The 13,062-nt window shown below is 72.2% G+C and carries 14 protein-coding genes; 1 reads left to right on the forward strand and 13 read right to left on the reverse strand.

Translation table 11 applies throughout. The features are described from left to right. Positions 1 to 9: 9 nt before the first annotated feature. From thiD to ACQPZ4_RS47835, 3 genes are read right to left on the reverse strand one after another with little or no spacing between them, the layout of a single operon-like run. Complete coding sequence (gene thiD, locus ACQPZ4_RS47825; RefSeq protein ID WP_433052402.1) at positions 10 to 810, reverse strand: bifunctional hydroxymethylpyrimidine kinase/phosphomethylpyrimidine kinase; 801 nt, start codon at positions 808 to 810, stop codon at positions 10 to 12. 53 nt (positions 811 to 863) lie between these two features. Next, positions 864 to 2,510, reverse strand: a complete 1,647-nt coding sequence (locus tag ACQPZ4_RS47830) for an ABC-F family ATP-binding cassette domain-containing protein (RefSeq protein ID WP_433052405.1) — start codon at positions 2,508 to 2,510, stop codon at positions 864 to 866. Positions 2,511 to 2,539: 29 nt separating this feature from the next. Further along, positions 2,540 to 3,142 carry a class I SAM-dependent methyltransferase gene (locus ACQPZ4_RS47835; RefSeq protein ID WP_433052408.1) on the reverse strand — a complete coding sequence of 201 codons (603 nt, stop codon included), beginning with the start codon at positions 3,140 to 3,142 and terminating at the stop codon, positions 2,540 to 2,542. A gap of 685 nt (positions 3,143 to 3,827) precedes the next feature. On the opposite strand from ACQPZ4_RS47835, the gene ACQPZ4_RS47840 reads away from it, so the two are divergent. Beyond that, the gene (locus ACQPZ4_RS47840) at positions 3,828 to 6,776 is read left to right on the forward strand and encodes a hypothetical protein (RefSeq protein ID WP_433052410.1); all 2,949 of its coding nucleotides are present in this window, start codon (positions 3,828 to 3,830) and stop codon (positions 6,774 to 6,776) included. A gap of 75 nt (positions 6,777 to 6,851) precedes the next feature. Here the strand turns inward: ACQPZ4_RS47840 and truA are convergent, their stop codons facing one another. The 10 genes from truA to map all read right to left on the reverse strand — a co-directional run bounded on the left by truA (position 6,852) and on the right by map (position 13,059). Continuing rightward, positions 6,852 to 7,661, reverse strand: coding sequence for a tRNA pseudouridine(38-40) synthase TruA (gene truA, locus ACQPZ4_RS47845; RefSeq protein ID WP_433052413.1), 810 nt, complete (start codon positions 7,659 to 7,661; stop codon positions 6,852 to 6,854). A 67-nt stretch (positions 7,662 to 7,728) separates the two neighbouring features. Continuing rightward, the gene (gene rplQ, locus ACQPZ4_RS47850; RefSeq protein ID WP_433052416.1) at positions 7,729 to 8,250 is read right to left on the reverse strand and encodes a 50S ribosomal protein L17; all 522 of its coding nucleotides are present in this window, start codon (positions 8,248 to 8,250) and stop codon (positions 7,729 to 7,731) included. Positions 8,251 to 8,278: 28 nt separating this feature from the next. Next, the gene (locus ACQPZ4_RS47855) at positions 8,279 to 9,301 is read right to left on the reverse strand and encodes a DNA-directed RNA polymerase subunit alpha (RefSeq protein ID WP_350611890.1); all 1,023 of its coding nucleotides are present in this window, start codon (positions 9,299 to 9,301) and stop codon (positions 8,279 to 8,281) included. Between the two features lie 85 nt (positions 9,302 to 9,386). Then, positions 9,387 to 10,013, reverse strand: coding sequence for a 30S ribosomal protein S4 (rpsD, locus tag ACQPZ4_RS47860; protein ID WP_223099061.1), 627 nt, complete (start codon positions 10,011 to 10,013; stop codon positions 9,387 to 9,389). A 17-nt stretch (positions 10,014 to 10,030) separates the two neighbouring features. Beyond that, the gene (gene rpsK / locus ACQPZ4_RS47865) at positions 10,031 to 10,441 is read right to left on the reverse strand and encodes a 30S ribosomal protein S11 (RefSeq protein WP_223099064.1); all 411 of its coding nucleotides are present in this window, start codon (positions 10,439 to 10,441) and stop codon (positions 10,031 to 10,033) included. A gap of 46 nt (positions 10,442 to 10,487) precedes the next feature. Further along, positions 10,488 to 10,868, reverse strand: coding sequence for a 30S ribosomal protein S13 (gene rpsM, locus ACQPZ4_RS47870; RefSeq protein ID WP_223099067.1), 381 nt, complete (start codon positions 10,866 to 10,868; stop codon positions 10,488 to 10,490). 170 nt (positions 10,869 to 11,038) lie between these two features. After that, on the reverse strand, positions 11,039 to 11,155 hold the full coding sequence (gene rpmJ / locus ACQPZ4_RS47875) for a 50S ribosomal protein L36 (RefSeq protein ID WP_014440745.1): 117 nt from the start codon (positions 11,153 to 11,155) through the stop codon (positions 11,039 to 11,041). An 85-nt stretch (positions 11,156 to 11,240) separates the two neighbouring features. Next, positions 11,241 to 11,462 carry a translation initiation factor IF-1 gene (gene infA, locus ACQPZ4_RS47880; protein ID WP_007073013.1) on the reverse strand — a complete coding sequence of 74 codons (222 nt, stop codon included), beginning with the start codon at positions 11,460 to 11,462 and terminating at the stop codon, positions 11,241 to 11,243. Positions 11,463 to 11,649: 187 nt separating this feature from the next. Beyond that, a complete protein-coding gene (locus tag ACQPZ4_RS47885) occupies positions 11,650 to 12,138 on the reverse strand; it encodes a DUF1707 SHOCT-like domain-containing protein (RefSeq protein ID WP_433052422.1) in 489 nt (162 codons plus the stop codon). A 69-nt stretch (positions 12,139 to 12,207) separates the two neighbouring features. Then, a complete protein-coding gene (gene map / locus ACQPZ4_RS47890; RefSeq protein WP_433052425.1) occupies positions 12,208 to 13,059 on the reverse strand; it encodes a type I methionyl aminopeptidase in 852 nt (283 codons plus the stop codon). Between the last annotated feature and the right edge of the window lie 3 nt (positions 13,060 to 13,062).

The raw sequence follows: 13,062 nt of genomic DNA on the forward strand, positions 1-13,062 counted from the left end.
ACCCCCGCGTCAGCGGAGGGTGAGGGCGGACCACCCGAATTGATCGATCGGGCCGGTGCCGCCGCCGATGCGCCACTCCGAGGCGTCGCCGATCGCGCGGCCGACGAAGCCCTTGGCCCAGGCCACCGCGGCGTCGGCCTCGTCGCCCGAGGCCAGCCGCGCGGCCACCGCGGTGGCGAAGGTCGCCCCGCTGCCGTCGGTGTTGCGGCTGGCGATGCGGGGGCTGTGCAGCACGCGCGCCTCGCCCTCCAGCCAGACCACGTCGATCGCGTCGCCGCCGGCCGCGAAGTCGCCGCCGGTGATCACGACGCAGCGCGGGCCGCGGGCGGCGAGCTGCGAGGCCGCGGTGGCCATGTCCCGCGGGGTCGCGACCTGCCAGCCGAGCAGGGCCGACGCCTCCTCGCGGTTCGGGGTGAGGACCGTGGTGTGGGGCAGCAGCCGCTCGTACGCCGCGATGAGGCCGCGCCGCGAGCCCTCCGCCGCCGTGAGCACCGGATCGACCACCAGGTTGGGCAGCGCCCCCGTGCGGGCGCGGGCGGCGATCGCCACCGCCGTCTCCGGGGTCGGCAGGATGCCCGTCTTCACCGCGGCCACCGGCAGGTCCTCCAGCACGCTGGTGAGCTGCGCGGTGACCACGTTGGTCGGCTGCGGGAACAGGTCGGCGGTGTCCCGGGTGTTGCGGGAGAGCACCGCGGTCACCACCGAGGCGCCGTGCATCCGCAGGGCGGCGAGGGTCCGCAGGTCGGCCTGCAGGCCCGACCCGCCGGAGGAGTCGGACGCCCCGATCGTGAGTACAACAGTCGGCTCCATTGGCGATAGGTCACCACGGAGGGTGACCCGCCGCCCGCACAAGCAGTCCGTTCCTAGCCGCGGCCCTCCCAGACGGGCTCGGGGACCTCGACGACCTCGCCGTCGGCGCGGAAGAGGACGTAGCGGTCGAAGGAGCGGCTGAACCAGCGGTCGTGGGTCACCGCGATCACCGTGCCGTCGAAGGCGGCCAGGCCCGCCTCGAGCGCCTCCGCGCTGGCCAGGTCCAGGTTGTCGGTCGGCTCGTCGAGCAGCAGCAGGGTCGCCCCGGACAGCTCCAGCAGCAGGACCAGGAACCGGGCCTGCTGGCCGCCGGAGAGGGTACCGAAGCGCTGGTCGGCCTGGCCCGCCAGCTCGTACCGCCCGAGGGCCGGCATCGCCTGCGGCCGCGGCAGCCCGGTGCGCCAGTCGTCGCCCCGCCAGAGGATCTCGGCGAGGGTCTTGTCCAGCAGCTCCGGCCGGTCGTGGGTCTGCGAGAAGTGGCCGGGCCGGACCCGCGCGCCGAGGCGTACCCGGCCGCCGTGGGCCACCGGGCTGAGCTCCGCGTTGATCTGCGGGCCGTCCGGGTCCGACCCGCCGCGGGCCAGCAGCCGCAGGAAGTGCGACTTGCCGGTGCCGTTGCCGCCGAGGACGGCCACCCGGTCGCCGTACCAGAGCTCCAGGTCGAAGGGGTACGTCAGCCCGTCGAGCTCCAGCTGCTCGCACATGACGGCGCGCTTGGCCGTGCGGCCGCCGGAGAGTCGCATCCGGATGTTCTGGTCCTTCGGCGGCTCCGGCGGGGGGCCGGCCTCCTCGAACTTGCGCAGACGGGTCTGGGCGGCCTGGTACCGCGAGGCGAGACCGTCGTTGTAGGCGGCCTTCGTGCGGTACATCAGGACCAGGGCCTTGAGCTTTTCGTGCTCCTCGTCCCAGCGCCGGCGCAGCTCGTCCAGCCGCTCGTGCCGCGCGCTGCGGGCCTCGTGCCAGGACGCGAACCCGCCGGGGTGCACCCACGCCGAGCCGCCCTCGACCGCGACGACCCGGTCGGCCGACTGGGCCAGCAGCTCCCGGTCGTGCGAGACGTAGAGGACGCTCTTCGCGGACTCGCGCAGCCGCTCCTCGAGCCAGCGCTTCCCGGGCACGTCGAGGAAGTTGTCCGGCTCGTCCAGCAGCAGCACCTCGTCCTCCCCGCGCAGGAGCAGCTCCAGCGCGAAGCGTTTCTGCTGCCCGCCGGAGAGCGTGCGCACCGGCCGCTCCCGGGTCTCGTCCCACGGCAGCCCGAGCGCGGCGACGCTGGCGGTGTCGAAGAGGACCTCCGCGTCGTACCCGCCCGCCTCGCCCCACGCGGCCAGCGCGTTGGCGTACTTGAGCTGCGCCTTCTCGTCGCCCTTGGCGTGCATGGCGATCTCGGCCGCGTGCAGCCGCCGCCCGACCTCGGCCAGGCGCGGCGGGGCCAGGTCGAGGGCCAGGTCGCCGAGCGTCCGGTCGTCCCCGATCATGCCGATGAACTGCCGCATCACGCCGAGCCCACCGGAGCGCGCGACCGCGCCCTCGTGCACCGGCAGGTCGCCGGCCACCATCTTCAGCAGGGTCGTCTTGCCGGCCCCGTTCGGCCCGACCAGCGCCACCTTCGCGCCCTCGCCGACCCGGAACGAGACCTCGGAGAAGAGCTCACGACCGTCCGGCAGCGTGTGCCCGACCCCTGCGACGTCCACATATCCCACGCATCAAAGCTTCAGGCGGCAGCGGTACCTCACGAAAGAGGTTTTTCGACCCGCAACACCCGGAACCCTTTGCGACTGGCGTGCCGCTCGGCCGCGAAACCCTGCTCCTCGAGCCACCGCTGCAGCGAGTCCCCGCCGAGATTCTTGGCCACGACCAGCCACGCGACCCCCGCGGGCGCGAGCCGGGGCAGCCACCGCAGCAGCAGCGCGTGCAGCTCCGGCTTGCCGATCCGGATCGGCGGGTTGGACCAGATCTGCGCGAAGCCGACAGTTTCCGCCACCTCGTCCGGTGCCGCGGCGATGACGTTCCGGCCGGCGGTGTTCTCGCGCGTGAGCTCGAGCGCGCGCTGGTTGACGTCGACGGCGTACACGGTGGCCCCGGGCGCGGCGGTGGCCAGCACGGTGGCGATCGGCCCGTACCCGCAGCCCAGGTCGAGCAGTGCCCCCTCGGTCCCGGCGTCGGGGAGCGGGGCCTCGGCGAGCAGCGTCGCGGTCCCGGGGTCGAGCCGGCTCCACGAGAACACCCCGGATGCCGAGGCGAGCCGGAACTCGCGGCCGAGCGCCTCGAAGACGACCTCGTGCCGCTCGTGCTCGACCGCCGGGTCGGCCGAGAAGTAGTGCTCGCCTGCCAAGATTTCCGCCTCCGATCGCGCTCGACACGATTGTCCCGCACGCCCGATCTTCGGCCGGCCCGTGCCCACCCGGTCACGCTGCGCAACCCGCCCGTTGCTGCTCTTGTTCGCCGGGGTCGCTGGGTGTCGGCGCCCTGACCAGGAGTGTTCGGCGGGACCGGGTGCATCGATGTCCGGCCAGGTTGGCACGGCCGGGCAACGCTGCGTCCATACGCAGGTGACGGGTCGTTTGGACGGCCACCCGATCGGATTGTGCGAAACATCGCCGACAAGCCACCGCCCGGCGGCGTCGGCTACCCTGTGCGACATGACTTCTCGGGACGAGCAGCGCCGGAAGCGGCGATCCGACTCGTTCCGCCGGGACGAGGCGGACGAAGCCGACAACTGGCTGGCCGGCCTCCGCGGCAGCGGCCGGGGCGAGCCCGATCCCTTCTCAGCGCCACCCCCGGACCCGTACGACGCGCCGCCCTTCGACTCGTTCGAAGGCCGCACCCCCGACGGCCGCGGCCGCCCTTCCGACGGCCCTGGACGCTCGTTCGACGGCCCTGGGCGTTCTTCTGACGGCCCTGGACGCACTTCTGACGGCCCTGGACGTTCGCCCGACGGCGCAGGCCGCTCTTTCGACGGTCCTGGCCGCATGGAGCGCTCAGGGGCCTCGGAGCGCGCTTTCGACGGCCCCTCACGGATGGAGCGTTCAGGCACGAGCGAGCGGGCCTTCGACGGCCCCTCACGGATGGAGCGTTCGAGCACGAGCGAGCGGGCCTTCGACGGCCCCTCGCGGATGGAGCGCTCGGGCACCAGCGAGCGCGCGGCCTCCTTCGACCGCACCACGGCCATCAAGCGCCCGGCACGCGGCGGCGATGCCCCCCGGACGGGCGAACCCCGCACGGGTGAAACCCGGGGCCGCCGTTCCCGCGAGGACTCCCCCAGCGGCGTGTTCGGCCCGGGCTCCCTGCCCCCGGCCCCGCCGCCGTCCCGCCCGGCCAACGTCGACGGCTGGTCGACCCCGGACGCCACCCCCGGCCGCCGCCGGGCCCAGGACGACGACTCCCCCAGCGGCGTGTACGGCCGCACGGCGCCCCCCGCCCGCCCCCCGCTCGACCAGCAGCTCCCCACCTCGACCACGTACGGCGCGCCGGACAGCGGCGGCTACGGCACCGGCGCGGCGTCGACGGGCATCGGCTCCCGCGGCGCATCCGGCGGCTACGGCGACGCCCCCGCGACCGGCTCGTACGGCAGCGCCACCTCCGCCTCACGCGGCGCGGCCGGCGCCAACGGCACCTACGGCAGCACGGGCGCCGACGGCACCTACGGCGGCACGGGCGCCGACGGCACCTACGGCGGCACGGGCGCAGCGACACGCGGCACGGCGGGCGGCACCAGCGCCGACGACTCGCGGGGCCGCCGGCGCGCCCGGGAGCGGGACGGCGACTCGTACGACCACGGTCCGGAGCTCACCCCGATCATCAAGCCGCTCGCCGAGCTGGCCGCGGCCCCGCCGACCACCGCCGACCCGCCGCCGTTGGTCCCGATCTTCCCCAACATGCGGCCCGACTCCTCCCCGACGAGCGGCGCCGCCCGCCGAGCCCGCCGCGCGGCCGCCGAGCAGCCCGCCGCCTTCGCGGGCGACCCGGGCTCCCGCACCGGCGAGGCCAACCCGCGCACCGGCGACCTCGGCCGCGGCGCCTCCCGAACCGGCGACCTCGGCACCCGCACCGGCGAAGCCGGCACCCGCGGCTCCCGAACCGGCGACGCGGTCACCCGCACCGGCGACCGCATGGGCGGCTTCACGACCGACCGCACCGGCGGCCTCACCGCGGACCGCACCGGTGATCGCACCGGTGGTTTCGGCGCCGACCGAACGGCCGACCGCACCGGCGGCCTCAGCGCAGACCGCACGGGTGGCCTGAGCACGGACCGCACGGGCGGCTTCGGCGCGGACCGCACCGGCGACGTCGCCGGTGGTGGACGCCGCCGCGCCGCCGACGACCCGCGCACCGGTGACGTGGCCGGCGGTCGCCGCCGCGCCGCCGCGGACGACCCCGACGCGGGCCGCAACGGCACCGGCGAGAGCGGCCTCTACGCCGGCGAGACCACCATGTTCCGCCCCGGCGACGACACCGGCGTACGGCGCCAGCGCGGCGCCAACGGCACCCGCGGCGCCGCCGACGACCCCGACACGCGCCGCAACGGCACAAGCGAGAGCGGCCTCTACGCCGGCGAGACGACCATGTTCCGCCCCGGCGAGGACACCGGCGTGCGGCGTCAACGCGGCGCCAACGGCACCCGCGCCAACGGCGTCTACGGCGCCCCGCCCAGCGGCCTCGACGACGACAGCCCCCGCAACGGCACCCGCGGCGGACGCGGACTCGACGACGACACCCGCAGCGGCACCCGCGGCCGCGGACTCGACGGCGGACGCGGCTTCGAGGACGACGGTGCCCGTGGTGGGCGTGGCCGCGGGTACGACGACGACGGCCCCCGCAGCGGCGCGCCCTACGCCGGCGAGACCACCATGTTCCGCCCCGGCGAGGACCCGCGCGGCGGGCGACGGGGCCGCCCGGCGTACGACGACGACGAGCGCGGCTTCGAGGACACCGGCCGCCGCTCCCGCGCGAGCTTCGAGTCCGCCGCCGCGCCCGACACCGCGCGGCGCGAGGACACCGGCGTGCGGCGCCGGAAAGAGGCCATGCGGGGCCGGTACGACGAGCCCCCGCAGCAGCGCCGCGCGCTGGATGACGACATGCCGTACGACGAGCCTTCCGAGGTTCGCCGGCGCCCGCGCGGTACCGGAGAATTCACCTCTGGCGGGACCAAGCGCCGCAGCGGGCCGCCCGATCGGCTGGATCGGCCGCGCGCGGTGATCGATCCGGTGCGTCCCGGCGGGCCGCGGCCGCACCGGTGGGTGGCCATGCTCAGCGTGATCGCGGTCGTGGTCGTGCTCGGGGCCTGCGGCGTGGGGACCTGGTTCATTCTCAAGGACGAGAAGAACGGGCCCGACTCGGCCAAGTCGAGCCAGACGTCGGCGCCGAAGAAGCGGGACATCAGCAGCCGGGACGTGGACCCCAAGCCGCTGTCCGAGGCCGAGGTGTTCCCGACCAACAACATCGTCGCGGCGCCGAACGAGCCGCCGTACGTCATCCTGACCACCCGCGCCGACAAGGACTGCAAGGTGGCCGCGACCGAGGAGCTGGCGACGCTGCTGGCCGGGGCGGGCTGCACGGAGGTCGTGCGGGCGACGATGAAGTCGCCGACCGAGGAGTACCTCATCACGGCCGGCATCTTCAACGTCAGCAGCGAGCAGGTGGCGGCCAAGACGTTCGACGGGATCAAGCCGATCGTCGACGGGCAGAAGGGCCGGTTCGCCGGCATGAGCGTCGGCGCGGGCACCGGGACCGACGCGCTCGTCCGCGCCCCCACGCAGCTGGGGTGGAACTACAAGGGCCACTTCATCACGTACTGCGTGATCGCCCGCGTGGACGGCAACAACTTCGCGCCGGGCGACGCGTACCCGAACCAGATCACGTACGACATCGTCGAGACGTACCTGGACAACGGGATCATCGAGAACCGCTCGATCATCCAGCCCGAGGCGACCCCGGCCGCGTCGCTGCCGAACACGCAGCCGAGCTGATCATCGATCCGGACATCTGGCTGAAATGTTGAAATTTCCGATAAGTCGCGGCGCGCCAGCACCCGACTTATCGGCCTAAAGGTCCCGCCGCCGCCGGGTGAGCTCCGAGCGGGCCAGCAGCGCCGCCGGATCCTCCGGGTAGGTCACCTCGACCAGGGTCAGCCCGTGCGCGGGCGCCACGACCACCTCGTCGGCCCGCGCGGTGCGCGTCAGCAGCGACCCCGGCCACTCGATGGCCCGCCGCCCGTCCCCCGCGACCAGCTGCGCCCCTACCAGGCTGCGCACCATCGACCAGCAGAACGCGTCCGCGGCCACGGTCGCCACCACGGTCCCGTCCGGGTCGCGCCGCCAGTCCATCCGGCTCACCGCGCGGATCGTGCTGGCGTGCTCCTTGCGCCGGCAGAACGCCGCGAAGTCGTGCTCGCCCACCAGCCCGGCCGCGGCCGCGTTCAGCAGCGCCAGGTCCAGCGGGCGCGGCCAGGCGAGGGTGTCCCGCCGGCGCAGGGGCTCGGCGCCGAAGGGGGCGTCCGTCACCCGGTACTCGTACCGCCGCGCCAACGCCGAGAAGCGCGCGTCGAACTCGGCGGGGACCGCCCGCGCCGCGAGCACGCGGACGTCCTGCGGCAGCAGCCCGGCCAACTTGCGTACGAGGGACGTCTGAAAAGCCTCCCAGCGCGGCAACGGCACGTCGACGTGGCACACCTGGCCCGTCGCATGCACCCCGGCGTCGGTGCGCCCGGCCACGGTCATCCCCTCGACCGTGCCGAAGAGCCGCTCCAGGACGGCCTGAAGCTCGCCGGCGACCGTGCGGCGGCCCGGCTGCACGGCCCACCCCGAGAAGTCCGTCCCGTCGTAGGCGACGTCGAGGCGAACGCGAACGCTCATTCGGTACTCCAAAAGGAAGGCCCGGCACCCCGTGAAGGGTGCCGGGCCGTCGAACCGTGGCCGGTGATCAGGCCTTGGTCTCGTCGTCCTTCGCCTCGGCGTCGCCCTCGTCCGCGGACTTCGCCGCGGCCGGGGTCTCGTCCTCGTCGTCGCCGGCGAGCACCGCGATCGAGTCGGCCTTGGCGGCCTTCCGGGCGGCCTTGCGCGGCGCCTTGGGAGCGGCGGCCACCTCGAGCTCCTCGACCAGCTCGATGATCGCCATCGGAGCGTTGTCGCCCTTGCGGGGGCCCTTCTTCACGATCCGGGTGTAGCCACCCGGACGGTTGCTGAACCGCGGCGCGATCTGGTCGAACAGCTGGAACACCACGTCCTTGTCCCGCACCACGGAGAGCGCTTGACGGCGCGCGTGCAGGTCGCCGCGCTTGGCCTTGGTGATGAGCTGCTCGGCGAGCGGGCGCAGCCGCTTGGCCTTCGTCTCGGTGGTGGTGATGCGACCGTGCTTGAACAGCGACGTGGCGAGATTCGCCAGCATCAGCCGCTCGTGCGCGGGGCTGCCGCCGAGGCGGGGACCTCTGGTGGGCGTGGGCATTCTCGGGACTCCTCTAGTACAGCAGCGGTTACAGCTGCTCGGTCTCGCGGTAGTCGTCGGCGTCGTAGTCCACCTCGGCGAAGGAGTCCACGACGTGGGCCGGGTCGAACGTCGGGGCGGAGTCCTTCAGACCCAGGCCCATCCCGGCGAGCTTCATCTTGACCTCGTCGATCGACTTCTGACCGAAATTCCTTATATCGAGGAGGTCTGCTTCCGTACGGCTTATCAATTCGCCCACGGAGTTGATGCCCTCGCGCTTGAGGCAGTTGTACGAGCGGACGGTCAGGTCCAGCTCCTCGATCGGCAGCGCCAGGTCGGCCGCGAGCTGCGCGTCCTGCGGCGACGGGCCGATGTCGATGCCCTCGGCGGTCTCGTCCAGCTCGCGCGCCAGGCCGAACAGCTCCACCAGCGTCGAGCCGGCCGAGGCCAGCGCGGTGCGCGGGGTCAGCGACGCCTTGGTCTCGACGTCGATGATGAGCCGGTCGAAGTCGGTGCGCTGCTCGACACGGGTCGCCTCGACGCGGTACGTCACCTTGAGCACCGGCGAGTAGATCGAGTCGACCGGGATGCGCCCGATCTCCTGGCCCTGCTGCTTGTTCTGGTTCGCGGTGACGTAACCGCGGCCCCGCTCGACCGTGAGCTCCATGTCGAGGCGGCCCTTGCCGTTGAGCGTGGCCAGCTTGAGGTCGGGGTTGTGCACGGAGACGCCGGCCGGGGGCTGGATGTCGCCCGCGGTGACGTCGCCGGGGCCCTGCTTGCGCAGGTACATCGAGACCGGCTCGTCGAGCTCGGAGCTGACGCACAGCTCCTTGATGTTCATGACGAGCTCGACCACGTCCTCCTTGACACCGGGGATCGTGGTGAACTCGTGCAGCACGCCGTCGATCTTGATGCTCGTCACCGCCGCGCCGGGGATCGAGCTGAGCAGGGTGCGCCGCAGCGAGTTGCCGAGGGTGTACCCGAAGCCCGGCTCGAGGGGCTCGATGGTGAACTTGGACCGGACCTCGCTGATCGACTCTTCGGCGAGGCTGGGCCGCTGGGAGATGAGCACTTCTGGTTCCTCCAGTTCGTTGCGCGCCCGCTATTTGACGCGCTCCGGGTCGGCGGGGCCTCGCGGCCCCGGCCGACAGGTAGAGCTACTTGCTGTAGAGCTCAACGATGAGCTGCTCCTGGACCTGGGTGTCGATGACCTGCCGGGCCGGCAGGCTGTGCACCAGGACCTTGAACTCGCTCGGGATGAACTCCAGCCACGCCGGGACGGTCTTGCTGCCCGCGAGGCCCTGGGCGACCTGGAAGGGGGTGAGCTCCCGCGACTTCTCGCGCACCTGCACGATGTCGTGCTCGCGCAGACGGTACGACGGGATGTCGACCTTCCGGCCGTTGACCACGATGTGGCCGTGCTTCACCAGCTGGCGGGCCATGTCGCGCGACGACGCGAGGCCGGCGCGGTACACGACGTTGTCCAGCCGCGACTCGAGGATGCGCAGCAGCTCCTCGCCGGTCTTGCCCGGCTTGGAGACGGCCTCCTCGTAGTAGCCGGCGAACTGACGCTCGAGCACGCCGTAGATGCGGCGGGCCTTCTGCTTCTCGCGCAGCTGCAGGAGGTACTCGGTCTCCTTCGGCCGGCCGCGGCCGTGCTGGCCGGGCGGGAAGGGACGCGACTCGAACGGGCATTTCGGCCCGTCGCACTTGCTGCCCTTGAGGAACAGCTTCATCTTCTCGCGCCGGCAACGGCGGCAGTCGGCACCTGTATAGCGAGCCATGTTCTCTGTCTCTTCCCTTAGACCCGGCGGCGCTTCGGCGGACGGCAGCCGTTGTGCGGCTGCGGCGTGACGTCAGAGATCTGCCCGACCTCCAGGCCGACGGCCTGCAGCGAGCGGATCGCGGTCTCGCGGCCGGAGCCGGGACCCTTCACGAAGACGTCGACCTTGCGCATGCCGTGCTCCATCGCGCGACGAGCGGCGGCCTCGGCGGCCAGCTGCGCGGCGAACGGGGTCGACTTGCGCGAGCCCTTGAAACCCACCTGGCCGGCGGAGGCCCAGGAGATGACAGCACCGGTCGGGTCAGTGATCGACACGATGGTGTTGTTGAACGTGCTCTTGATGTGCGCCTGCCCGTGGGCGACGTTCTTGCGTTCCTTGCGCCGGACCTTCTTGACAGCGGCCCCACCGGCGCGAGCCTTCGGCGGCATTCTCTATGCGCTCCTAGATTCGTTTGCTGAGATCTCGAACCGGCGGTTACTTCTTGCCCGGCTTCTTCTTGCCGGCGACCGTGCGCTTCGGACCCTTGCGGGTGCGCGCGTTGGTCCGGGTGCGCTGACCGCGCACGGGCAGGCCCTTGCGGTGCCGAATGCCCTCGTAGCAGCCGATCTCAACCTTGCGGCGGATGTCCGCCTGGACCTCGCGGCGAAGGTCACCTTCAACTTTGTAATTGGCCTCGATGTGGTCGCGCAGCTGCACGACCTCTTCGTCGGTCAGGTCCCGGGCCCGCTTGTTCGGGTCGATGCCGGTGGCGGCCAGGGTCTCGACAGCGCGCGTGCGCCCGATGCCGAAGATGTAGGTAAGTGCGATCTCCGTGCGCTTGTCGCGCGGGAGATCAACACCGACGAGACGTGCCATAGGTGGGCGTGCTCCTCAAGTGTGCGGAGGTCTGTGCCCGCTCCACTCCCGTCTGCCCACAGACGGGCCCTGGCCTCCGACCAGGGGTGCAGCCCCACGCATGCCACGCCGTCACGGCGGGCCGCCCGAGGCTGGAACGGGCGAAACAAAAAGCTCGCGGTGCTAGGGACTCAGCCCTGGCGCTGCTTGTGGCGCGGGTCAGTGCTGCAGATGACCATGACCCGGCCATGCCGCCGGATGACCCGGCAGTTGTTGCAGATCCGCTTGACGCTCGGCTTGACCTTCACGGTGTGCCTAACTCTCGCTGCGCACGCGCTCGCTCCCGCGAGCGGGCACGACAGAACCCGACCGTTATCTGGGTACCGACACCGATTACTTGTAGCGGTAGACGATGCGCCCGCGAGTGAGGTCGTAGGGCGAGAGCTCCACGACAACACGGTCCTCGGGCAGGATACGGATGTAGTGCTGCCGCATCTTGCCGCTGATGTGCGCCAAGACCTTGTGGCCATTGGCGAGCTCCACCCGGAACATCGCGTTCGGAAGTGGCTCGATCACTCGGCCCTCGATCTCGATGGCCCCGTCTTTCTTCGGCATGTCCTCCGCTACCTGACATCGGGTCTGGTGGTCGACGCTCGCATCCTTTTCTCAGAGGTCACGAAACCCCTGAGCCAGCCGCGGCTCCGGACATACCACTAGAAGCGCGTGGAGGCATGCCGGAGTGGACGCTTTGCGCCAATGGGCAAGTCTACGCGCGGGACCCCGTAGTACCAAATCCGGGGTCTCAGCTGTCGCGATAGCGGCGCTGACTCTCCGGCGGGTCCTTCCCGAGCACCTTGACCGAGAAGGTCGAGGCGAGCAGCACCGCACCCCACGGGCCCGCGACCCACATCGGCCAGAAGTAGACCGGCGAGCCGGCGGACAGGCTGACCAGGGCCCAGATGACCACGTTGACCGAGACGGCCACGAGCCAGGCGCTCCAGATGCCGACCAGCCACTTGGGGTTGCTGCGCTCCGCGTCGCCGCGCTCGTCCCGGTCGTCGGCCATGGGCGCCTTGGGCTCCAGCTGGGAGCCGCCGGTCGGGTGGAAGCCGGGCAGGTCCTTGAGGATGCCGTCCAGGTCGCCGTAGGTGCGGGCGGCGTAGGTCTCCTTGAGCCGATCGTCGTACTCGCCGAGCGACAACCGGCCCTCGTCGAGCGCCGCCTTCAGGCGCTCCGCCACGAACTGCCGGTCCACGTCGGCCGCGCGCAGGTCTTCCCGCCGGTCTGCCACCGCTCCCCCTTCGGACACTGCACACAGCATCGCATTCGGCGCTACGGCGCTTCCACCCCGGACTTTCCCTTACTCGGACGCCCCCACCGGCTCACGGGCCGTGACCAGGTCGCCCAGGCGGGCGCGACCCCCGTCGTGGGCCGTCAGCACCCAGACGCCGTCCTCGCAGAAGGCCATCGTGTGCTCCACGTGCGCGGCGACCGAGCCGTCCACGGTCACGACCGTCCAGCCGTCGTCGAGCTCGGCCACCTTCGGCTTGCCCCGCGTGATCATGGGCTCGATGGCGAGCGCCATGCCCGGGCGCAGCATCGGGCCCTTGCCCGGCCGGCCGGAGTTCTGCACGAACGGGTCCTGGTGCATGGCGCTGCCGATGCCGTGCCCGCCGTAGCCCTCGACGATCCCGTAGCGGCCCGCCTTGCGGATCGTCGACTGAATGGCGAAGGAGATGTCGGTCAGCCGCCCCTTGCCCGTCCGCGCCCCGCGCGCGGCGGCGGCGATGCCGGCCCACATGGCGTCCTCGGCGACTCGCACGAGGCGGAGCAGATCCGGGTGTACCGTCCCCACGCCGACCGTGATCGCCGCGTCCCCGTGCCATCCGTCGAGGTCGGCGCCGCAGTCGATGGAGATGAGGTCCCCCTCGCGCAGGACCTGCCGCGGGCTCGGGATCGCGTGCACGACCTGGTCGTTCACGGACGAGCAGATGGATGCCGGATAGCCGTGGTAGCCCTTGAAGCTCGGCACGGCCCCGGCGGCGCGGATGGTCTCCTCCGCGATCCGGTCCAGCTCGGCGGTGGAGATCCCGGGCGTGACGGCGTTGCGCATGCGGGTCAGGGCGTCGGCCACGACGAGCCCGGCGCGGCGCATGGCACCGATCTGCTCGGGCGTCTTGAGCTCGATCTCGACCTGGGAGTGTGCGGCCATGAA

The organism is Dactylosporangium sp. CS-033363, from assembly GCF_050942475.1.
GTDB lineage: Bacteria > Actinomycetota > Actinomycetes > Mycobacteriales > Micromonosporaceae > Dactylosporangium.

Excerpts from the sequence above, each read along its gene's own strand:
- thiD (WP_433052402.1), bottom strand. The coding sequence starts at position 810 with ATGGAGCCGACTGTTGTACTCACGATCGGGGCGTCCGACTCCTCCGGC.
- ACQPZ4_RS47840 (WP_433052410.1), top strand. The coding sequence starts at position 3,828 with ATGGAGCGTTCAGGCACGAGCGAGCGGGCCTTCGACGGCCCCTCACGG.
- truA (WP_433052413.1), bottom strand. The coding sequence starts at position 7,661 with ATGAGCGTTCGCGTTCGCCTCGACGTCGCCTACGACGGGACGGACTTC.
- rplQ (WP_433052416.1), bottom strand. The coding sequence starts at position 8,250 with ATGCCCACGCCCACCAGAGGTCCCCGCCTCGGCGGCAGCCCCGCGCAC.
- rpsD (WP_223099061.1), bottom strand. The coding sequence starts at position 10,013 with ATGGCTCGCTATACAGGTGCCGACTGCCGCCGTTGCCGGCGCGAGAAG.
- rpsK (WP_223099064.1), bottom strand. The coding sequence starts at position 10,441 with ATGCCGCCGAAGGCTCGCGCCGGTGGGGCCGCTGTCAAGAAGGTCCGG.
- rpsM (WP_223099067.1), bottom strand. The coding sequence starts at position 10,868 with ATGGCACGTCTCGTCGGTGTTGATCTCCCGCGCGACAAGCGCACGGAG.
- infA (WP_007073013.1), bottom strand. The coding sequence starts at position 11,462 with ATGCCGAAGAAAGACGGGGCCATCGAGATCGAGGGCCGAGTGATCGAG.
- map (WP_433052425.1), bottom strand. The coding sequence starts at position 13,059 with ATGGCCGCACACTCCCAGGTCGAGATCGAGCTCAAGACGCCCGAGCAG.